Annotated in this window: 17 protein-coding genes and 6 tRNA genes; 5 read left to right on the top strand and 18 right to left on the bottom strand. The window is 69.8% G+C overall.

Annotated elements, in window-relative coordinates:
* Positions 1-8 precede the first annotated feature (8 nt).
* The 5 genes from ACO229_RS05105 to ACO229_RS05085 form a co-directional block, all read right to left on the bottom strand.
* Complete coding sequence (locus ACO229_RS05105; RefSeq protein ID WP_397413545.1) at positions 9-962, bottom strand: phosphatidylinositol mannoside acyltransferase; 954 nt, start codon at positions 960-962, stop codon at positions 9-11.
* Complete coding sequence (gene pgsA, locus ACO229_RS05100) at positions 962-1,582, bottom strand: phosphatidylinositol phosphate synthase (RefSeq protein ID WP_423464013.1); 621 nt, start codon at positions 1,580-1,582, stop codon at positions 962-964. The genes ACO229_RS05105 and pgsA overlap by 1 nt, the downstream gene beginning before the upstream one ends.
* Positions 1,582-2,148, bottom strand: coding sequence for an HIT family protein (locus ACO229_RS05095; protein ID WP_397413547.1), 567 nt, complete (start codon positions 2,146-2,148; stop codon positions 1,582-1,584). Before ACO229_RS05095 ends, pgsA begins: the two co-directional genes overlap by 1 nt.
* Complete coding sequence (gene thrS / locus ACO229_RS05090) at positions 2,148-4,175, bottom strand: threonine--tRNA ligase (protein WP_423464012.1); 2,028 nt, start codon at positions 4,173-4,175, stop codon at positions 2,148-2,150. The genes ACO229_RS05095 and thrS overlap by 1 nt, the downstream gene beginning before the upstream one ends.
* 127 nt (positions 4,176-4,302) lie before the next feature.
* The gene (locus tag ACO229_RS05085) at positions 4,303-4,488 is read right to left on the bottom strand and encodes a hypothetical protein (protein ID WP_397413550.1); all 186 of its coding nucleotides are present in this window, start codon (positions 4,486-4,488) and stop codon (positions 4,303-4,305) included.
* Between the two features lie 269 nt (positions 4,489-4,757).
* On the opposite strand from ACO229_RS05085, the gene ACO229_RS05080 reads away from it, so the two are divergent.
* Both ACO229_RS05080 and ACO229_RS05075 read left to right on the top strand, forming a co-directional pair.
* Positions 4,758-6,533 (top strand): cation:proton antiporter, encoded by a 1,776-nt coding sequence (locus tag ACO229_RS05080; RefSeq protein WP_423464011.1) that lies wholly within the window; start codon positions 4,758-4,760, stop codon positions 6,531-6,533.
* A 10-nt stretch (positions 6,534-6,543) separates the two neighbouring features.
* Positions 6,544-7,230 carry a tyrosine-protein phosphatase gene (locus ACO229_RS05075; protein WP_423464010.1) on the top strand — a complete coding sequence of 229 codons (687 nt, stop codon included), beginning with the start codon at positions 6,544-6,546 and terminating at the stop codon, positions 7,228-7,230.
* A 53-nt stretch (positions 7,231-7,283) separates the two neighbouring features.
* Here the strand turns inward: ACO229_RS05075 and ACO229_RS05070 are convergent, their stop codons facing one another.
* Complete coding sequence (locus ACO229_RS05070; protein ID WP_423464009.1) at positions 7,284-8,180, bottom strand: S1 family peptidase; 897 nt, start codon at positions 8,178-8,180, stop codon at positions 7,284-7,286.
* Between the two features lie 337 nt (positions 8,181-8,517).
* Here ACO229_RS05070 and ACO229_RS05065 point away from each other — a divergent pair, with 337 nt between their 5' ends.
* On the top strand, positions 8,518-9,348 hold the full coding sequence (locus tag ACO229_RS05065) for an MBL fold metallo-hydrolase (RefSeq protein ID WP_423464008.1): 831 nt from the start codon (positions 8,518-8,520) through the stop codon (positions 9,346-9,348).
* A gap of 320 nt (positions 9,349-9,668) precedes the next feature.
* Here ACO229_RS05065 and ACO229_RS05060 read toward each other — a convergent pair whose 3' ends face one another.
* From ACO229_RS05060 to ACO229_RS05020, 9 genes are all read right to left on the bottom strand, one after another.
* On the bottom strand, positions 9,669-11,267 hold the full coding sequence (locus ACO229_RS05060; protein WP_423464007.1) for a P-loop ATPase, Sll1717 family: 1,599 nt from the start codon (positions 11,265-11,267) through the stop codon (positions 9,669-9,671).
* A 671-nt stretch (positions 11,268-11,938) separates the two neighbouring features.
* The gene (locus tag ACO229_RS05055; protein ID WP_423464006.1) at positions 11,939-13,141 is read right to left on the bottom strand and encodes an HAD family hydrolase; all 1,203 of its coding nucleotides are present in this window, start codon (positions 13,139-13,141) and stop codon (positions 11,939-11,941) included.
* Between the two features lie 76 nt (positions 13,142-13,217).
* A complete protein-coding gene (locus ACO229_RS05050) occupies positions 13,218-13,757 on the bottom strand; it encodes a flavoprotein (protein ID WP_423464005.1) in 540 nt (179 codons plus the stop codon).
* Positions 13,754-14,953, bottom strand: a complete 1,200-nt coding sequence (locus tag ACO229_RS05045; RefSeq protein WP_423464004.1) for a helix-turn-helix domain-containing protein — start codon at positions 14,951-14,953, stop codon at positions 13,754-13,756. The genes ACO229_RS05050 and ACO229_RS05045 overlap by 4 nt, the downstream gene beginning before the upstream one ends.
* 70 nt (positions 14,954-15,023) lie before the next feature.
* Positions 15,024-16,154: an NADAR family protein gene (locus tag ACO229_RS05040; protein ID WP_423464003.1), complete on the bottom strand. Its 1,131-nt coding sequence runs from the start codon at positions 16,152-16,154 to the stop codon at positions 15,024-15,026.
* Positions 16,155-16,324: 170 nt separating this feature from the next.
* Positions 16,325-16,399 (bottom strand) — tRNA-Val (locus tag ACO229_RS05035).
* A 1-nt stretch (position 16,400) separates the two neighbouring features.
* A tRNA-Cys gene (locus ACO229_RS05030) sits at positions 16,401-16,471 on the bottom strand.
* Positions 16,472-16,497: 26 nt separating this feature from the next.
* A tRNA-Gly gene (locus ACO229_RS05025) sits at positions 16,498-16,569 on the bottom strand.
* A gap of 165 nt (positions 16,570-16,734) precedes the next feature.
* Positions 16,735-17,628, bottom strand: a complete 894-nt coding sequence (locus ACO229_RS05020; RefSeq protein WP_423464002.1) for a S1 family peptidase — start codon at positions 17,626-17,628, stop codon at positions 16,735-16,737.
* Positions 17,629-17,677: 49 nt separating this feature from the next.
* On the opposite strand from ACO229_RS05020, the gene ACO229_RS05015 reads away from it, so the two are divergent.
* Positions 17,678-18,076 carry a PPOX class F420-dependent oxidoreductase gene (locus ACO229_RS05015; RefSeq protein WP_397413570.1) on the top strand — a complete coding sequence of 133 codons (399 nt, stop codon included), beginning with the start codon at positions 17,678-17,680 and terminating at the stop codon, positions 18,074-18,076.
* Between the two features lie 201 nt (positions 18,077-18,277).
* On the opposite strand, the gene ACO229_RS05010 is transcribed toward ACO229_RS05015, so the two are convergent.
* From ACO229_RS05010 to ACO229_RS05000, 3 genes are all read right to left on the bottom strand, one after another.
* Positions 18,278-18,352: transfer RNA gene (locus ACO229_RS05010), tRNA-Val, on the bottom strand.
* A gap of 12 nt (positions 18,353-18,364) precedes the next feature.
* Positions 18,365-18,435, bottom strand: a tRNA-Cys gene (locus ACO229_RS05005).
* A 45-nt stretch (positions 18,436-18,480) separates the two neighbouring features.
* A tRNA-Gly gene (locus ACO229_RS05000) sits at positions 18,481-18,552 on the bottom strand.
* Positions 18,553-18,744: 192 nt separating this feature from the next.
* On the opposite strand from ACO229_RS05000, the gene ACO229_RS04995 reads away from it, so the two are divergent.
* Positions 18,745-19,809: a chorismate-binding protein gene (locus tag ACO229_RS04995; protein WP_423465263.1), complete on the top strand. Its 1,065-nt coding sequence runs from the start codon at positions 18,745-18,747 to the stop codon at positions 19,807-19,809.
* Positions 19,810-19,825: the final 16 nt, after the last annotated feature.

The raw sequence follows: 19,825 nt of genomic DNA, 5'->3' as shown, positions 1-19,825 counted from the left end.
CGGGGTTCTCACCCGGCCGCCTGCCCGCCGGACGCGCGGCGCCGGGCGGGCCCGAGGTCGGCGACGAACACGCGCTGGAGCATGTGCCAGTCGTGGGTGTGCTCGACGATCGTCTCGGCGAGCTGGTCCACCCAGCCCTGCGTGAGCAGGCGGGCACGCTCGTCGCGCGGCAACCCCGGGTCGGGCACGGGCAGGGGCGGGTGGAAGCGGATGACGAGGCCCCAGGGGGTGCCCGCCGCCCGGCGTCGTTCGCCGCGCAGCCGCTCGTAGGTGATGCCCACGGCGTGCACGGGGACACCGGCCTCCAGGCCCACCAGCGCCGGACCCGCCGCCACCCGGGCGCGGTGGCCGGCGAGGTCCACCTCGATGCCCGTCGAGGTCAGGTCCCGGTCGCTGAGCAGCGGGAGCAGCCGGCCGCCCTCCTTGGCGCCACGGACCAGGGCGCCCAGCACGTCGCCCTGGCCGAGGGGCAGCACGTCGATGCCGAGGGAGCCGCGGAACCGCACGAACTCCTCGAAGAGCTCGTCGGGCTTGAGCCGCTCGGCCACCGTGAGCACGCCCGCGAGGTTCTGGGAGGCGTAGGCCCCGGCCAGGTCCCAGTTGCCGAGGTGGCCCAGGGCGAGCGACACGGCGCCGCCGTCGGCGATCACGGGCCGCACGTGCTCGTCGTAACCCTCCAGGCGGACGCGGGCCCGCAGGCGCGCGGGGGTGACGGCCTGCAGGGTGAACGCCTCGCGGAAGTAGCGCATGTAGCTGCGCATGCCGGCGCGCGACAGGCGGCGGACGGCGGCCGCGTCCAGGTCGGGCCGCACCCGGGCGTAGTTGGCCTCCATGCGGCGCACGCTCTTGCCGTGCCGCAGCCAGGTGACGTCGGCCACCAGGGTGAACAGGCCGCGCAGGACCGGTTCGGGGATCTTCGTGGCGTTGCGCCACGCGAACGTGTAGGCCGCCGCGACGTTCATCAGGCCTCCTTGCGCGCGAGCTGCGCCCGCACCGTGGCGATGCGCTGCACCACCGTCACCAGGCTCGCGACGGCGAGCAGCGTGAGCACGACCTCCAGCACCACCACCGGCAGGCCCACCTGCAGGAACGTGAACGGGACCAGGGCCAGCAGCAGCCGGTCGGCGCGCTCGGCGATGCCCACCTGGGCGGTGGCGCCCACGCCCTCGGCCCGGGCGCGCGCGTACGGGACGACGCTGCCGAGCACCAGGCAGGCCAGCGCGGCGGCCACGCCCCACAGCCCGTGGTGCTCGTCGGGGTGCAGCACGAACCAGAGCGTGATGCCCGCGAACACCGCGCCGTCGGAGATGCGGTCGAGCGTCGAGTCCAGGAAGGCGCCCCACGGACCGGACCGGCCGGACAGGCGCGCCATGACGCCGTCGAGCGAGTCGAACAGGACGAAGAAGCCCACCAGCAGGCCGCCGACCAGGGTGTGCCCGGTGGGGAACAGCGCCAGGGCGACCGCGGTGACCACCACCGTGCCGGCGATCGTGACGGCGTCGGGCGAGACGCGCAGTGCGAGCAGCAACCGGGCCAGGGGCGTGAACAGCGTGGTCATGAAGGAGCGCAGGCCCCGCAGCATCAGTTCTCCTCTCCGCCCCCCGCGGCCCCCCACGCCTCGGCGAGCCGGCGGCGCGTGTCCGCCAGCAGCTCCGGCAACGACTTGGTCTGTGCCACCACGGGCAGGAAGTTCGAGTCCCCCAGCCACCGCGGCACCACGTGCTGGTGGAGGTGCGCGGCGATGCCGGCACCCGCCACCTCGCCCTGGTTGATACCAAGATTGAAGCCTGCGGGCGCGTGCACGGCGCGCGACACGCGCATGGCCTGCTGAGTCATCCGCGCAAGTTCGTCGGTCTCGGCGGGATCAAGGTCCGTGTAGTCCGAGACGTGCCGGTACGGGAGCACCATCATGTGCCCCGTGTTGTACGGGTAGAGGTTCAGCATCACGTAGCACCGCTCCCCGCGGGCGACGACGAGCCCCTGCTCGTCGTCGCCCTGCGGGATGCGGCAGAACGGGCAGTTCTCCGGGCTCCCGTCGGCGGGCTTGGCCTCCCCGCCGATGTACACCATGCGGTGCGGCGTCCACAGCCGCTGCAGGCCGTCCTCGGGCGGACCGAAGCTCGCGGCGTCCTCCGCGACGGGCGCCATCAGGCCTGCTGCGAGCGCTCGGCCACGGCCGCCACGATGTGCTCGACGGCGTCGGCCACGGGCACGCCGTTCTCCTGCGTGCCGTCCCGGAACCGGAAGGAGACCGCGCCGGCCTCGGCGTCCTCGCCGCCCGCGATGAGCGTGAACGGCACCTTCTCCTTGGACGCGTTGCGGATCTTCTTGGCGAACCGGTCGTCCGACAGGTCGATCTCGACGCGGATGCCGCGCGCGGTGAGCTGCGCGGCGACGTCCTTGACGTAGTCGTCGAACGCCTCGGCGACGGGGACGAGCTTGACCTGGACGGGCGCGAGCCAGGCCGGGAAGGCGCCCGCGTAGTGCTCGATCAGCACGCCCATGAACCGCTCGATGGAGCCGAACTTGGCCGAGTGGATCATCACCGGCTGCTGACGCGTGCCGTCCGCGGCGGTGTACTCCAGACCGAAGCCCTTGGGCTGGTTGAAGTCGTACTGCACGGTGCCCATCTGCCAGGTGCGGCCGATGGCGTCCTTGGCCTGCACGGAGATCTTGGGGCCGTAGAACGCGGCGCCGCCCGGGTCGGCGACGAGGTCGAGGCCGGTCTCGCGGCCCACCCGCTCCAGGATCTCGGTCGCGGCGGCCCAGTCCTCGTCGGAGCCCACGAACTTGTCCGGCTTGGAGTCGTCGCGCGTGGACAGCTCCAGGTAGAAGTCGTCCAGGCCGAAGTCGCGCAGCACGCTGAGCATGAAGTCGAGCAGGTGCTTGACCTCACCGGGCGCCTGCTCGGGGGTCACGTAGGAGTGCGAGTCGTCCTGCGTCAGGCCGCGCACGCGCGTCAGGCCCTGCACGACGCCGGACTTCTCGTACCGGTACACCGACCCGAACTCGAACAGGCGCAGCGGCAGCTCCCGGTAGGAGCGCCCGCGCGAGGCGAAGATCAGGTTGTGCATCGGGCAGTTCATGGCCTTGAGCCGGTACTTGGACCCCTCGAGGTCCATCTCCGGGAACATGGTGTCCGCGTAGTACGGCAGGTGGCCCGAGGTGTGGAACAGCCCGTCCTTGGTGATGTGCGGCGTACCGACGTAGGAGAAGCCCTCCTCGATGTGCCGCTGGCGGACGTAGTCCTCCATGACCCGCTTGATCACGCCGCCGCGCGGGTGGAACAGCGGCAGGCCCGAGCCCACCTCGTCGGAGAAGCTGAACAGGTCCATCTCGGCGCCGATGCGCCGGTGGTCGCGCCGCTCGGCCTCCGCCAGCCGCTCCAGGTACGCCTTGAGCTCGTCCTTGGACGGCCAGGCCGTGCCGTAGACGCGCTGCAGCATCGGGTTCTTCTCGCTGCCGCGCCAGTAGGCGGCGGCCGAGCGCATGAGCTGCACGCCGTTGCCGATCAGGCGGGTGTTCGGCAGGTGCGGGCCGCGGCACAGGTCCTTCCAGACCACGGTCTCGCTCTCCCGGCCGGCGCCCCGGACGTTGTCGTAGATGGTGAGCTCGGCGCCGCCCACCTCGACGTTCTCGCCGTTGTCGTCGTCCGAACCGCCCTTGAGGCCGATGAGCTCCAGCTTGTAGGGCTCGTCCGCCAGCTCGGCGCGCGCCTCGTCCTCGGTGACGACCCGGCGGCGGAAGGTCTGGCCCTCCTTGATGATGCGGCTCATCGTCTTGTCGAGGGCCTTGAGGTCCTCGGGCGTGAACGGCGTGGCGACGTCGAAGTCGTAGTAGAAGCCGTCGGTGACGGGCGGGCCGATGCCCAGCTTGGCGTCCGGGTTGACCTGCTGGACCGCCTGGGCCAGCACGTGGGCGGCGCTGTGGCGCAGCACGGCCAGGCCGTCGGGCTCGCCGATCGTGACGGGCTCGACCTTGTGCCCGGCCGGGATCTCCCGGTCCAGGTCCCACAGCTCGCCGTCCACGCGCACGACGACGACGTCGCGGCGGTCGCCGTACAGCTCCACGCCGGTGGTCGTGGCCGTGGTCGTCGTCGCCTGCGTGGTGTTCTCGGCCGTGTTCTCGCCACCGGCGAGGTCGGCGGGGCTGGGCGGCGATACGACGTCGGACACAGGAGTGCTCCTTGGGACGGAAGACGAAATGGATCGAGGGGCACCGTCCGCGGACGGTGCCCCTCGATCGTACCGATACAGTGCCGGTCCCGTACCCGCGGTCACGCCGCGAGCAGGCCGGGCGGGTTCAGCTCTGGCCGAAGTCCTTGGCCTTCTCGCCGAGCGTGTCGATCGCACCGTCTGCCTGGTCCGGCGCGAACTCCTTGAGCTTGTCGGTAGCGGCGTCGACGTTCTCGTCGGTGAGCTGCTCCTTCGCCTTCGCCACGTTGTCCGGGTCGGTCACGAACTCCTTGGCCTTGTCAAAAAGCCCCATGTTCGACTCCTCTCGCCAGGCACACCTGCGTGCGCCCCCTGCACGACGACGGGGTCCCGCCGCCGTCTCGAAACTACGCGCACCCGCAGGCGCGCGCACGGCAACGCTGGTGCGGCGCCGGAGCGAACCTACACACAAGGTACGGACGCCGCATTCGCACCCGGACTTTCCGCACGACCCGGACATCACGCTCGACGCCCCCTCCCGGTCCGGCGGGGCCCGGGACGGCGAAGTCGGCACGGGACGCCGCCGTCTCGTACGGTCAGCCCGTGGAGAACGTCGAGTACCTCGCCATCGCCGTCGCCGCGGCGGCCCTCGTCATCGCCGTCACGGCCCTCGCGCCCCGGGCCGGCGTCGCCTCTCCCCTGGTGCTCGTGGTGCTCGGCGCCGGGGTCAGCCTGCTGCCCTGGGTGCCCGCCGTCGAGGTGCCGCCCGAGCTGATCCTGGGGGGCGTGCTGCCGCCGCTGCTGTACTCGGCGGCGGTCGGTCTGCCCTCGATGGACTTCCGGCGGGACTTCACGGCCATCGGCGGCCTCTCCGTGACCCTGGTCGTGATCAGCTCGGTGCTGCTGGGGCTCCTGTTCCGGGTGCTGGTCCCGGGCATCGACCTGGCCACGGCCATCGCCCTGGGCGCGATCGTCAGCCCCACCGACGCCGTGGCGACGTCGATCGTGAAGCGGCTCGGGGCGTCGCCGCGCAGCGTCACGATGCTGGAGGGCGAGTCCCTGCTCAACGACGCCTCCGCGCTGGTGCTGCTCCGGTCGGCGATCGCCGCCACGGCCGCGTCGGTCAGCCTGTGGGAGGTGGTGGGCGACTTCGCGTACGCCGCGGCCGTGGCCGTCGCCATCGGGGCACCGGTGGGCTGGCTCGGTCTGCGCGTGCGCAAGCGGCTCGGCCACGCGGCCCTGAGCACCGCCGTGTCGTTCGTGGTGCCCTTCGTGGCCTACCTGCCGGCGGAGGAGCTGGGCGCGTCCGGGCTGGTCGCCGTCGTCGCGGCGGGCCTGGTGACCGGCAACGGGGCGGCGCGGCACCTGCGCCCGCAGGACCGCATCGCCGAACGCTCCAACTGGCACACGGTCGAGCTGCTGCTGGAGGGCGCGGTCTTCCTCGCCATGGGCATCGAGCTGTTCGCCCTGGTCGAGGACGTCGAGGCCGGCGACGGGTCCGTCTGGCGGGCCGCCGTCGTGGCCGCGATCGCGAGCCTGGCCATCCTCGTGGTGCGCACGGCCTTCGTGACGCCGCTGATCGGCATCCAGGCCCGCCGGGCGCGGCGTGGCGAGGCCGTGCGCGACACGCTCACGGCGTTCCAGGACCGGATCGACGAACGGGCCGCGGCGACCCCGGCCGAGCCGACGCCGCAGGACGGCGGCCGTCGCGCGCGCCGCCGCTCGACCGCCGCCCGCCTGGAGCGCATCCAGGACACGCTGCGCCGGCGGCGGGCCGACATCGACTACGACCTGTCCCGGCCGCTCGGCTGGCGCGAGGGCACCCTGCTGGTGTGGGCGGGCATGCGCGGCGTGGTCACGCTCGCGGCGGCGCAGACCCTGCCCCACGAGACGCCCAACCGGTCGTTCCTCGTGCTGGTCGCCTTCGGCGTCGCGTTCGGCACCCTCCTGGTCCAGGGCAGCACCCTGCCCTGGGTGACGCGCCGGCTCGGCCTGGTCGGCCAGGACACCACCAGCGACCTGCCCGCCCTGCGCCGCGACACCGAGGAGGCGGCCCGCGCCTTCCTCGCGGACCCGCGCCGGCCCGACGGCACGCCGTACGACGAGGACGTGGTGGCCCGCGTGCGCAAGGACATGGTGCGCGAGCACGAGTCGCAGGACGAGGACGCGATCCTCACCAAGGAACGCTTCGTCCAGTACCGGGAGCTGCGCCTGGCCACCATCGCCGCCCAGCGCGAGGAGCTGCTCGCCGCGCGCTCCGCCGGCACCTACGACTCCGCCCAGCTCGGGAACGTGCTGGACCTGCTCGACGCCGAGCAGATCGCCGTCGAGATGCGCAAGGGCAAGGTGCCCCTTCGCGAGGACGACCCGGAGCGCTAGCCTCCCGGGCGTGACGGACTACACACCGCTCCACCTCGACTGGCCCGGCTGCCTCAACGTGCGCGACCTGGGCGGGCTCCCGCTCACCGGCGGGGGCGCGCTGCGCCCCCGGGCGCTCGTACGCTCGGACAGCCCCAGCTTCCTGACCGACGACGGCGTGACCGCCGCGACCACGTACCGGCTGGCGCGGGTGATCGACCTGCGGCGGCCCGACGAGGTCGAGCGGTACCCGAGCCCGCTGGCCGACCTGCACCTGCCCGTCCAGGGGCCGGGCGACCCGATCGAAGGGCCCTGGGTGCACCTCTACGCGGGCCTACTGGACCGGCGTCCCGAGCTGTTCGCGCGCGCCGTCGCCGCCGTCGCCGACGCCCCCGAGGGACCGGTGCTGGTGCACTGCGCCGCCGGCAAGGACCGCACCGGCCTGGTCGTGGCGCTGGCGCTGAGCCTCGTCGGCGCCGACCCGGACGCCGTGGCCGGTGACTACGAGGCCACCAACGCACGACTCGCGCCCCGGTACGCCGCGCTGGCCGCCGACCGCGAGATCCCGGCCGGGCGCGAGACGCCGCCCACCCGGCAGGTCATCGTCGGGGCGCTGGAGCACGTGCGCGCCCGGTACGGCTCGGTCGAGGCCTACCTCACCGGCGCGGGCCTGACCCCGGGGCACGTACGGGCGCTGCGGGTGCGGCTGGTGGGCTGACACCATCCGGCGGCGCCGACCGGGCGTGGTCGGCGCCGCTGGACGGTCGGACGTCAGTAGATGCTGACGCCGTACGCGCTGAGCGCCTCGGTGACGGGCTGGAAGAACGTGACGCCGCCCGTCGAGCAGTTGCCGCTGCCGCCCGAGGTGATGCCGAGGGCGACGGACCCGTCGTACAGCGCACCGCCCGAGTCACCGGGCTCGGCGCAGACAGTCGTCTGGATCATGCCGCGCACCGTGCCGCTGCCCTGGTAGTTGACGCTCACGTTCAGCGCCGTGACCGTGCCGGAGTGCACGCCGGTCGTGGAGCCGTCGCGCGTGACACGCTCGCCGACGTACGCGTTGCCCGCCGTGAAGCCGCCCGGGTGGGACAGCGAGGCGTTGTCGTAACGGACGAGCGCGTAGTCGTTGCCCGGGAAGCTGGAGCCCACGGTCGGGCCGATCAGGGTGCTCTGCGACGAGTTGGTGTACCACGTGGGTACCTCGTCGCCGCAGTGGCCGGCGGTGACGAAGTAGTACTGGCCACCGCTCTGGACGTTGAACCCGAGCGAGCAGCGGTACCCCGAGCCGTAGATGGCGTCACCGGAACCCAGCAGCGGCTTGAACACGCCGGGGGTGCGTCGGATGGTCAGGTCGTCCGCGTTCGCCCCGGCCGCCTTGCGGACCGTACTGAGCTCGGCCGCGGAGACGGTGGAGTCGGCGGTGACGACCACCGTTCCGGTGACCTCGTCCGTGTACCAGGCCACACCGTCGACGTCGGCCGCGCCCACGGCGGCGTGGACCGTGGCGAGCTCAGCCCTCGTGGGCCTGTCGGGCGCCGCGGTGGCGGCGGGTCCCGCCAGGGTGGAGGCCGCGAGCCCGAGCCCCGCGGCGAGTGCGATCAGACGGATCTTCCTGGCGGACGTGGTGCCTGCGGTGCCGGGGCGGAGCGTGGTGCGAGTGAACCTCATGGCATCCTCCTGGGTCGACGGGCACGCTGGCGGCGTGCCCTGCTCGGCGGGGACGGGGCGCCGTCGCCCGCCGTCTCGCTGGCCGAGAGTATTGCCCCTTCATAATTCACCCCACAAGGGCTCGAACCAGATGTAACTGGCCGGAAACGAAATCTGCGCCTGGCAAGTCCTTTCACCCGCGACACCTTGCGATCTGCGGGGTGAAACATGGCCTATCACCTTCTTTTCACCCTCTGTCGACGTGGGCCGGAGAATCGATGACTTCTCGCTTCAGGACCGGTCACACCCTTCAGAAGCCGCTCGCATGCGGGCCAGCCACGAGAGAGCGAGATGACACATGCTGACCGAGGTCGCGAAGGATGTGCTGACCCATCAGAGCGCGCTCCTGCGGAACAACTCGGTGGTCGTGCGGGGACCGGCCGGGGCCCTGCTCGTGGATGCCGGGACGTGCGGCGCCGAGATGTCCTGCCTGGCAAGCGACCTGCGCGAGCTGGCCCTGCCCGTCGCGGCGGGCTTCTCGACGCACCCGGACTGGGACCACGTGCTGTGGCACGCCGACCTCGGTGACGCTCCCCGGTACGGCACCGCCCGCTGCGCCGCGCGCATGCGGGAGCTGCGTTCGGAACCGGGCTGGCAGGCAGGCGTCACCGAGGGGCTGCCGCCGGAGATCGCCGACGACGTGCCGCTGGACCGCTTCGGCCTGGTCACCGGGCTGCCCGCCGGGACCGCGGGGATTCCCTGGACCGGGCCCGCGGTCCGGCTGATCGAGCACCCGGCGCACTCCCCCGGCCACGCGGCGCTGCTCGTCGAGGACCATGGCGTGCTGGCCGCCGGCGACATGCTGTCCGACGTCTTCGTCCCGATGCTCGACGACTTCACCGGCGCCAACGACCCGGTCGAGGAGTACCTCACCGGACTGCGCCTGCTGGAGGACGTCGCGGACGACGTCGACGTGCTGGTCCCTGGACACGGGTCCGTCGCCCGCGGCACGGGCGCCGTCCGCGCGCGGATCGACCTGGACCGGGCGTACCTGTACGCGCTGCGCGAGGGGCGCACGCCCGACGACCCGCGCATCGGCCCCTCGGCGGAGCCCGGGTGGGAATGGGTGAGCGACATCCACGAAGGACAGGCGGCCCGGGTCGCTCGGGCAGAGGGCGGGCGAGGCTAGGCGGAGGACGACAAAGGCCCCGGACCGAGGGTCCGGGGCCTGCTGGTGGGCGATACTGGGATCGAAACTGTTCCAGTACCGGCTCTCACCAGCGACGACGTGGGTCTCTGAGCCGAGCGTGGGACCCCAGTGGGACCAGGGCTTTCGCAGGCCGACAGGCTGTGCAGATGGTGCTGTCACAGGCCGGGGACGACGAAGCGGGTGCGACGGCGTCCGACGATAAATCTACAGCCCCGGTCCAGGGCCGGCGACATGCCAAGTGGCCGCACTCAGTCGAGCGACAACAATTTATAAGCCCAGCGCACAAACTAGCTCGCGAACTACGGCATAAACTCACCCCCAGAAGTGGGGATTTCGGCGTCGCGTTCCAAGTCGTCCTCATCGACAACACTAGAGACGCCAGCCCGCTCCCGCAGGCCGTCCGCAGCACCTTGCACCATTTCGAGCGCCGGGCGGTAGAGAAAAGGAACCCAGTAAGTGCGTTCAGTGACAGACCCGCGCTGCTCGAAGAACCCAATGTCGACGAGGCGACGGATCCGCTCCTCGGTATCAACCCGACGGGTTCCCCAGATCACTTCCAGGCTCACCGTATCCTGCTGGGTGCGCTGACCCCGGAGCGCTTCGAGCCAGTCTTTGAGCCATGGATATTCTGGGTAGATTGTCTTCTGCAAGCGGGTCTCAGATACTTCTGGGTGAGCATCGCGAAAAGCCTGCGATTCAAAATAGACATCTTCGACGATCGCAGCCTCGCCAGTGTCAATTCGATCCAGCTGCCGATCACGCACCGTCGTGAACAGATGGATCAACTCACGAGGCGCGGCAACCTTCTTGCCATCTTCGACTCGGGACAGCGCCCAATCGAACGTCGCAGGCCTCTTTGACCCAGCATCCACCTGTCGAGGAAAGACCCGGTTGAAGAGTTCTTGTTGCGCCTCGGATGAGGCGATCACATGTCCCGAGTCGACACCGAGAGACTCGGTGAGCCGGCCGCTCTGGATAACGCGCTGGACGATGAGTTTGAGAAGACTTGCCCTGTTCCAACGTAGGTTCATGTCACGAGTGATATGACTCGTTTCACGGAAGCCACCCGCAGTAATCTCGGACCAGATGTCGCTACGGAGGAAAATCTTCAAGCGCAACTGGCCCAAAGGTTCGAACAACCTATACACCCGGAAGAGTGCCCGGAGCGCATTCGCTTCCAGCTCCGGCGAGGCCGTGAACGCGACGTCGAGTCGGTCGATGATGAGCCAAACGTTGAGCTTCTCCTGCATCAGAACATCATTCACATCCTCGTAGAGGCGATCCACCGAGACTATTCCCGCCTCCTCCTGCTCGACGGAAGGCTCGTCGAATGTCGCCTTGGCGGTAAAACCTGAAGGCATTCCGGTGTTCGGATCTATACTCATTCCCGCCTCGACACTGTCGGGACTGAAGAATTTCCGGAGGGCGTTTCTGACACGTACGATGATTGCCCGCTTCTGCTCAACCCCTTTGGTGAGACCGATGGAGGCGAGAACCTCACGGACCGCGCGCAACTTGTCAGACTGCACGTCGTATCGTTCAAGTTCTTCGACCAACAAAACGAGAAAGTACAGCCGCCAGATTCGGATGAACTCGGTCTCGCTCGTCGGCGGCTCAATCTGAATAGGCTCGAAAGCCGTCGCGCCGGTCGGATTCTCACCGGGCACCAACACCACACTTCGATCGAACAGATCGTCCTCACGCGACACCAGCATGCTGTAGATCGCGCTCTTGCCACCCCCCTTCGGAGCGAACACGACGTCAACCTCGTCCTGCCAGACCTTGCGCCACTGCTCTGTCTCAACGAAGTAGTGCGCCAGTTGCTCGGACTCTTCCTCTGCGGTTCGTCCGCCGAAGGTGATGTCTTCGATTACGGAACGCTTCGCTGACTGCGTCATGCAGTTCAGCGTATCTGTGCTGCGCTTCAGTGGATGGGCACACGACCAGATCAGTGGGGCGAATTCTTAGGTGCGCCGCACCGAACGGCCAACCTCTGGCTGGGCCTGTTGCACCAGTGCGCGACACGTGACCTAGTAGCGCTTGTCGGCGACGCTCGAGAGACAAGTGCCATGCTCAGACACCGGAGTCGAGGGAGCAGCCTTCCGCACCGGGGCCCCACGCCCGGGGCTCTCTCACGATGATCGACTGGTCGCTCCTCGACGGGCACTGGAGAGTCCCCGCCTGTCACCCCGCCCGAACCTTCTGCGCCGCACGACCGTCCTTCTTCATTTCGTCCCGACGGAACCACTCACGGCTTGTGCATTAGGTGTGTGGCCTTCTTCGGGGCGGTCCGCGGGACCCGTTGTCCGCTGCTCGCCTGCCTTGTCCCGCAGCCGCGTCCGTCACGCGTGCGTTGTCGTCTCGCACGTGTCGTCGTCGCGTGCTCGTCGGCTGCATCCGTGCTACCAGGTATCGGAGACGCGGCTGCGAGGTCCCCTAACCAGGCCAAGGGGCCACCATCCCTCGGGAGGAATGGTGCCCCTTGGTTTCTACCCGCTTGAGCGGGCTTGCGGCTGGGCGTGTGGTGCGGGGTCTGGGGCGGCCCAGCCGCAAGATCGTGAGCGAGCGGCTACAGGCCGCTCAGGGGCAGTTCGAAACCGGCGGGGCCCTCGCCCGCGACGCTGCGCCATTGCGCGCGGCGGCGGCCCTCGATCCCACGGGGATAGGACAGACCGGTCTCCAGCGCGGCTGTTTCGATCGCGCGCATCGTGGTCCCGACCCCGGAGGTAATCGGCCCGTGCCCGACCCACCGACCGTCCTGGATCGTCCCGGCTTCACATCGGGCGAGGTACGGGCCGGTTCCGTGCCAGACCCGCAGGACCACCGGACCGGGCGCGGTCCGCTCGGCGGTCGCGAGCTGCGCGGCCAGCGGCGACAGCCCACGGCTCACAAGCGGGACCATTGAGGCCAGAACGGGTATGGCCCCGGCCTGCTCGATCGTGCCGGTGGTCTGATCCGCGGCGCTGCGCACGATCGCGGGCGCCTGCCCCATTGCCACTGATCGTCCGGCCCACGCCAGCATGTCGATGTCGTTTACGCCGTCCCCGACTGCCACTGTGCGATCAACAGGAACGTCCAGGTGGACACGGACTGCTTCGAGAGCGGAGGCCTTGTTCACACCCGGTGCGGTCACGTCGAGCCAGTTCGCCCCCTGCGGCGTGACCGTGGCACCGGCAGCGCGAAGCGTGTCCGTGTATCGGCGGATCCCGGGCGCAGTAAGCGCGATACGGGTCGATGGCTGGGCCATCAGGCTGTCCACCGGCACGGCCTTCTGCTGCCCGTTCAGCTCACCCGGCTCGAACCCGCCGCTGGTAAGCCACCCCCGTCCGACGTCCTCGACCGCGACCCGCACGCCTGGACCCACGTCCAGGGCGCGGCGAATCACCGGGGCGGGATCGAAGGTGCGGGCCTCGACGACATCGTGTCCCGAAGGTGCAGCCGGGTCCAGGCGAACGGTCAGGGCGCCGTTGGAGCAGACCGCCCACCCGGTCGTGAGGCCCAGCCGCGTCGCGATCGGCAGCAGCCCCGCCAGGGATCTGCCCGAGGCCAGCACGATCTTGTGCCCGGCAGCACGGACCAGGTCCAGAGCCTCGACAGTCCCGGACGGGATCCGGCCGCCGCTGTCCACCAGCGTGCCGTCGATGTCGAGCGCGACCAGAGTATGTGCGTGTGTGGCCGCTACCTGCGCTGATCGGTCGGACGTGTCAGACCGTCGCAGCACGTCACGGCGCACGGCTCGGGCTTCGATGTCCTGCTTGGCGAGTGGCGGCATGGACACAGACTCGTCGGGTCACCGGCCGGCGCCAACGACACCACACACCACGTGTGGTGTCAGAGGAAGTCGCTGGTCACGGCTCCCGCCTCGCCGCGACGGAATCAAGCAGCGCCTCCCAGGGGACAGCGTCCAACGGGGCGTCTCCGCCTCCCGAAGCATGGGGTTCGAGCGGCCCGTTGACCACGTCGATGCCGGCCTCCTGGAGAGCATCGAGGCTGCGTCGGTAGACCAGGTTGGCGGCGAAGTTGGTGTTGACGTAAGGCGCGACCGCGATGGGGATGCCGCGGCCGGTCTGCTCGGCCAGGCGTGTGAGCACGTACGTGTCCGCGATGCCTGCGGCCCACTTGTTGATCGTGTTGTACGTCGCCGGAGCGACGATGACGGCGTCCGGGTCAGGCAGCGAGTACCCGACCGTGGTGTGGAAGTCGGTCCGCACCGGACGGCCGAGCACTTCCTCAATCGCCGCTATCGCTTCGGGGTACACCTCGACCGCTTGCCTGGTCGCCAGGCAGTGGACGTCCCAACCTCGATCCATCGCGACGGGTAGCAAGGCCGTTGCCACGCGCGACGTGGGACCTGCGGCGGTCACCACCGTGTAGAGCAGCCCGGTCATGCCGCGATCCCTGCCTCGTCGGCCAGGCTGCGCAGCCGTTCATCACGTCCGCACTCACGCGTCGAGAGCAACCGGCGCACCAGATCTGCAGATACAGGACGCCCCCGTACCTCTTGAGGCGCACTGGCGTCCGCATCCAACAGACGGCCCAGCGCGGCCGATGGACGGCCGATGGCCAGCAGGGCTTCGGCGAGGTCCAGGAAGTACGTCGCTCGCCGCTCGATGGGCATGGTGGCTATCGCGTGCGGCGACACCGTGCGCCCGACGGCCAGAGCGTCGGCTGGCTCCCGTAGCCGGACCAAGGCCGCCACCCGGTGGAAGGCCACGTTCGTCGGCCCGAACTGAGTCTCGTGCCGCCGTGTCTCGTTCACCCCACGCGCCAGGGCCGCAGCGGCCAGGTGCAGCTCACGGGCCGTATCGGCATCGCCGAGATTCGCCGCGGTGATCTGCGCCGCGAGCAGGAGCATGCCACGCAGCGGCAGCGCTTCTTCCTCGACGGAGGTCAGCGGGGCGAGACGATCGGCCATCGCGACAGCCGTTCTGATCGAGCGCGGGCTCTGCCCGTTGTGCGACAACGCCCGCGCCACCGACCGAGTCGCACGCGCCAGGGCAATGTCGTCACCCGACCGGTCCCCGACAGCCATCGCACGGTCCGCCGCCAGCCACGCCAGCTCATGGTGGCGGTACTTGAGGAGCATCGAACACGCCAGCCGATACGCCTTCACCTGAACACGAGCGACAGCCACCGAATCAGTGCCATCAGTGGGTAGCTGCTGGACCGCCACGAGCAGGCCCGGTAGATACCGTCCCACCGTTACGAACTCCGACTCCAGCCACGCGGCTCCGAGACGGTCCAGCACCGGCACGACCTCATCGAGGCTTCGACCGTGATCCGGGTCGGTCACCGGATACCAGGCAAGCGCATCGCGAATGCCCGTGACCTCGGCCGCATCGACCCGTACTTGCGCCGCACGGGTCGCGCCACCATCGACCAAGAGAGCTGTCTCGACGCTCAACGCCGTGGCAAGGCGCTCGATGACGTCGAGGTTGTGCAGGGGCCGCTCGCCGGCCTCCACCTTCTCCAACCAGCTCACCGACCGGTCGACCAGGGAGGCCAGCTGCGGGCGCGAGAGCATGCGGCGCTGGCGCCAGTACCTGACCCGCGCACCGATCGGTTCCACATCGCGCTGTGCCACGCCCACACGCTATCTGGCGGCGTCCACGAACGACCATTGACGGGAAGATCACGAGTCGTCCAGTAGGTGACTACCGCCACGACGAGCTCGGAGCCGGCCCGTCAGAGATCAACCCAGCCCTGTTGACGTGAAGGTCGGACCGGACAACCTCAAGGAGACGCCCCATCCAGTTTCGACCCCTGGTACCCCAGTGACTGCCGGTGAACTCGTCGTAGTGGATCTCCCGGTCACCTGTTCCCAAGAGCACCTCGGCGAGCAGTGGGTTCTGGCTGTACTTCGCCCGGAGCAGCGTCAGCATGACCGACTCTCGCAACGCGTCCCATCCTGGCCGCTTCGGCGCATCCCGGGCCAGTTTCATCGCGTCGTACGGGCGCGGCGCAGCAGCGATCCTCGCACGCAGGTCGTCGTCCAGGACGGACAGCGCGTGCCAAGCGGTTTCCACGTCCGGGAAATCGGCATCGAACACGTCGAGCCTGCACGGGTAGGAGTTGCGCAGCCCGTGGATCGGTGGAGCCGTCTCCACACCCTGCGGGTACACGGCTTGTGGCACCAGGACCGCTGGACGGACCTCACGATCGCTGGCGCGGTGCTTCCTCCAAGGCCAGCCTGGTTCCGACGCACGCCGGTCCGCAAAGTACACGAGTGCGCGTGCGTGCATTCCCTCGGAGACCTTCGTACCGCCGGGCCCGTCGCCGCCGATCCCAGCGGCAACGGCTTGAACTGGCCAGTCGCGGTAATCCATGTCGCCGAGCATGTAGGTCCGCAGGTGGGCGGGAACGGCCAGATACGCATCGAGCAGCGCCTGGCGGTTCACCTCCGTCTGGTCGTCGAGATACGACCCGAGAGCGGCGAGGCACCGGTCCGTCGAGTCCGGGCGGCCTGCGAGGCCGTCGACCGTGTCCCGCACCTCGCCGATCAGGTCGCCGGCGCTCACCCATGGCTGCGACGACGACATCGTCCAGCCCGCGAGATGGTGGGCAGATGCCTGTGCGCCGTCCTCAAACGTCGTGGCGACCCGACCCGAGCGTACTTTTCGCTCGAACTCGTCGAGGTCCACCAAGTTCCCGCAGTCGACCATCCCGTCCGCGTAGATCACCAGCTCGGTCAGGAAGTACGTCCGGCCGTTCTTGATGAACGCAAGCCGCGTCATGCCCGCGATCTCGTGCCCCTCGACCTGGCGAGACGTCCTCCTACCACCCATGAGACCGAACACTAGGCCGTGTCAGATGAAGCGCGGAGCCAGACGAGTACAGGGGACGAATCTCGGCGCAAGGATCAGGGATCCGACAGGACGCACGTTCGCCCGTCAGTACCAGACATGCAAAAGACCCCCTGGCCTGCGTCTCCGCTGGCCAGAGGGCCTTGCCTTGCTGGTGGGCGATACTGGGATCGAACCAGTGACCTCTTCCGTGTCAGGGAAGCGCGCTACCGCTGCGCCAATCGCCCGAGGTGGGTACGGGATTCGAACCCGTGTGTACGGCTTTGCAGGCCGCTGCCTCGCCTCTCGGCCAACCCACCGTGCTCCCCCACCAAAGCGGGTTCCGAGCGGATGACGGGACTTGAACCCGCGACCCTCACCTTGGCAAGGTGATGCTCTACCACTGAGCTACATCCGCAGTGCCACCATCCTCGACCCCTTCGGGCCGGCGTGGTGACGCTCCGGAAGAGTAGTTCACAAACGGCGTGCCGGTCCAATCGAAAGCCCTGACCGCGGCAGGGCGCCGGGCGGTGCCGCCGGCCGTGGCCGCGACACCGCCCGTGCAGGTCAGGAGCAGACCGGATCAGTACAGGCGGAGCTTGTAGGTGCTGAGCACCTCGGCGATGGGCTGGAAGAAGGTGATGCCCCGCCCCGGGCACTCGCCGGTTCCCCCGGAGGTGATGCCGAACGCCTTGCTGCCCTTGTAGAGCGGGCCGCCGGAGTCGCCGTGCTCGCCGCAGATGTCGGTCTGGATCAGGTCGTGCACCGTCTGCCCGCCCACGTAGCGCACGGTCACGTCGAGCGCGGTGATGCGCCCGGAGTGCGCCCCGCTCGTGGAACCGTCCCGCGTGACCCCGAGGCCCAGCTTGGGCGTGCCCAGGCTGAAGCCGCCCGGCCGCTTCGTCCACGCCCGGTCGTAGCGGATGAGCGCGTAGTCGTTGTTCGGGTACCAGGACCGCACGGCAGCGCCGATCCGCGGCCCCGTGGAGGATCTGTCGTGCCAGACCTTCCCCTTGGGGCCGCAGTGGCCCGCGGTCACGAAGTAGTACCGCGCACCGCTGCGCACGTTGAAGCCCAGGCTGCAACGGACCTGGTCGCCGTGCACGGCGTCACCGGGGTAGATCGCGCGCAGCGGCGTGAAGACGCCGTCCGCCCGCTCGAGGTTCAGCGCGCCGATCTTGTCCCCCGCCGCCCGGCGCACGTCGTTGCGCTCGCCGCCGGTAACCGTCTCGTCGGCGGTCACGACCACCTCGCCGGCGGCCTCGTCCGTGTACCAGGCGATGCCCTCGACGTCGGACTCCTCGATGGCGGCGTGCAGCTCGGCGAGCTCGTCCTCCGTCGGATCGTCGGAGGGTCTCGCGTGACCGGGCAGGGCCAGGAGGGGTGTGACGACGAGCCCGAGCAGGGCGGCCAGGACGATCGGACGACGTCGCCCCGCAGGAACGGGACGCACCGGGCTGGAAGAAGCTGACTTCATGGTGACCTCTTGAGGTTCGCGCCGACCACAAGGGGTTATGTTCGGGGGCATGAGTGCGACCGACATCATCCCCGCCCACCTGATCCCGCTGCTCGAGGCACCGAACTACGCGTTCCTCGGCACCATCCGGCCGGACGACACGGTCCAGGTCAACCCGATGTGGTTCGACTTCGACGGCGAGACGCTGCGCTTCACGCACACCACGTACCGCGCCAAGTACCGCAATCTGCAGCACAACTCGTCGATGAGCCTGGCGATCCTCAACAAGGAGAACCCGTTCAACTATCTCGAGGTCCGGGGCAGGCTCACCGAGGTGATCCCCGACCCCACCGGCGAGTTCTACGTGCATCTCGGCAAGCGGTACGGCAACCCCGACCAGCAGGCACCGGCGGACAGCGCCGACCGCGTCATCCTGGTGATGAGCATCGAGCACTACACGACGCAGTAGTCACACGCCGACGAGAAAGGCTGCCGAGCCATTTCTCGTGGCCCACGGCGCCGATTCACCAAGATATTGCGCTTCACTCTCCCGCCAAATTTAACCCGCTCCCCGGACGACGGCGACAGCAGCGCGCGCCGAACCGGGAGCGCCACGGCCGAGGCCGGGCAACGAGAAAGGCCCCGACCGTCCGGTCGGGGCCTTCTTGGATGGTGGGCGATACTGGGATCGAACCAGTGACCTCTTCCGTGTCAGGGAAGCGCGCTACCGCTGCGCCAATCGCCCGTCGTGCCTGCGAGGTGGGTACGGGATTCGAACCCGTGTGTACGGCTTTGCAGGCCGCTGCCTCGCCTCTCGGCCAACCCACCGTGCTCGGGTTCTGAGGGCCGAAAGCCCACGAGAGCGGTGTTCCGAGCGGATGACGGGACTTGAACCCGCGACCCTCACCTTGGCAAGGTGATGCTCTACCACTGAGCTACATCCGCGAAGCCGGACGTCCTGGGGTTTCCCCCGGCGTTCCGGCGTGATCTGAACATTAATCGACCGGAGGGCGAACCGTCCAATCGCGCGCGCCGCCGTACGGTTGACCCGTGTTCCCCCGTTCGGCCCATCCGCCCGCAAAGCGCACCATTCCACCGGTCACCCACCGTCCCGACGCCACCGCGACCCGGGACGACGTGACCGGGGACACCGGCTGGGCCACCTTCGACGGTCGCGTGGCGACCGGCGCCGTCGAGTGCGTCGACGTGCGGGCCGAACCGGACCGGCTCGCCACGGGCACCTGGTTCGTGGTCGCGGACTTCGAGGGCCCGGCGCGCGCGTGGCGTTTCGCGCGGGTGCGGGACGCCGTCGTCCCGCCGCCGGACGCCCCGGACGACACGTGGCGCGGCCCCGCGCCCGACGCCTGGACCTCGTCGATGGACCAGGCCCGCTACGAGGCCGCCGTCGCCCGGGTGCGCGAGCACGTGCGTGAGGGCGACGTCTACCAGGCCAACATCTGTCGGGTCCTGTCGGCGCCGCTGCCCGCCGGCGCCACCGAGCCCGATGCCCGCGCGCTCGCCGCGCGCCTGGCCGCCGGGAACCCCGCCCCGCACGCCGCGGCCGTCCACGTGCCCGCCGCGACCGGGCTGGACCCCGTGTGGGTGGTCAGCGCCTCCCCCGAGCTCTACCTCTCCGTGCTCCACGACGACGGCGCGACCGTCGTGGAGTCGGGGCCCATCAAGGGCACGGCCCGCACCCCGGACGGCCTCACCGAGAAGGACCGTGCCGAGAACGTCATGATCACCGACCTGGTGCGCAACGACCTGCAGACCGTGTGCCGGCCGGGCACGGTCGAGGTCACCGCGCTGCTCGCCGTCGAGGAGCACCCCGGCCTGGTGCACCTGGTCTCCCGCGTGCGCGGCACCCTGCGTGACGACGTCGCCCGCTCCGGCGACCTGTGGCGCCGGCTGCTCGCCGGGACGTTCCCGCCGGGTTCGGTCTCGGGCGCGCCCAAGTCGAGCGCGCTGCGGATCATCGAGGAGCTGGAGCCCGTCCCGCGCGGCCCGTACTGCGGTGCGGTGGGCTGGGTGCACGACGGCGAGGCGTCCCTCGCGGTCGGCATCCGCACCTTCTGGTGGGCCGACGGCGTGCTGCGGTTCGGCACGGGCGCCGGGATCACGTGGGGCTCCGACCCCACCGCCGAGTGGCACGAGACCGAGCTCAAGGCGGAACGGCTGGTCGGGCTGGCGTCGGGCGGGTGAGCCGGGGATCCACCCG

It is taken from the genome of Promicromonospora sp. MS192 (genome assembly GCF_049532985.1).
Lineage (GTDB): Bacteria > Actinomycetota > Actinomycetes > Actinomycetales > Cellulomonadaceae > Promicromonospora.
The sequence above is the reverse complement of the archived record's forward strand: the minus strand, read 5'-3'. Positions and strand labels throughout refer to the sequence as shown.

Bases quoted from the DNA above. Each gene is read 5' to 3' on its own strand.
- ACO229_RS05065 (WP_423464008.1), top strand. From the start codon at position 8,518: ATGCTGACCGAGGTCGCGAAGGATGTGCTGACCCATCAGAGCGCGCTC.
- ACO229_RS05050 (WP_423464005.1), bottom strand. From the start codon at position 13,757: ATGACCGGGCTGCTCTACACGGTGGTGACCGCCGCAGGTCCCACGTCG.
- ACO229_RS05055 (WP_423464006.1), bottom strand. From the start codon at position 13,141: ATGCCGCCACTCGCCAAGCAGGACATCGAAGCCCGAGCCGTGCGCCGT.
- ACO229_RS05085 (WP_397413550.1), bottom strand. From the start codon at position 4,488: ATGGGGCTTTTTGACAAGGCCAAGGAGTTCGTGACCGACCCGGACAAC.
- ACO229_RS05040 (WP_423464003.1), bottom strand. From the start codon at position 16,154: ATGGGTGGTAGGAGGACGTCTCGCCAGGTCGAGGGGCACGAGATCGCG.
- ACO229_RS05020 (WP_423464002.1), bottom strand. From the start codon at position 17,628: ATGAAGTCAGCTTCTTCCAGCCCGGTGCGTCCCGTTCCTGCGGGGCGA.
- ACO229_RS05015 (WP_397413570.1), top strand. From the start codon at position 17,678: ATGAGTGCGACCGACATCATCCCCGCCCACCTGATCCCGCTGCTCGAG.
- pgsA (WP_423464013.1), bottom strand. From the start codon at position 1,582: ATGCTGCGGGGCCTGCGCTCCTTCATGACCACGCTGTTCACGCCCCTG.
- ACO229_RS05070 (WP_423464009.1), bottom strand. From the start codon at position 8,180: ATGAGGTTCACTCGCACCACGCTCCGCCCCGGCACCGCAGGCACCACG.
- ACO229_RS05105 (WP_397413545.1), bottom strand. From the start codon at position 962: ATGAACGTCGCGGCGGCCTACACGTTCGCGTGGCGCAACGCCACGAAG.
- ACO229_RS05095 (WP_397413547.1), bottom strand. From the start codon at position 2,148: ATGGCGCCCGTCGCGGAGGACGCCGCGAGCTTCGGTCCGCCCGAGGAC.
- ACO229_RS05060 (WP_423464007.1), bottom strand. From the start codon at position 11,267: ATGACGCAGTCAGCGAAGCGTTCCGTAATCGAAGACATCACCTTCGGC.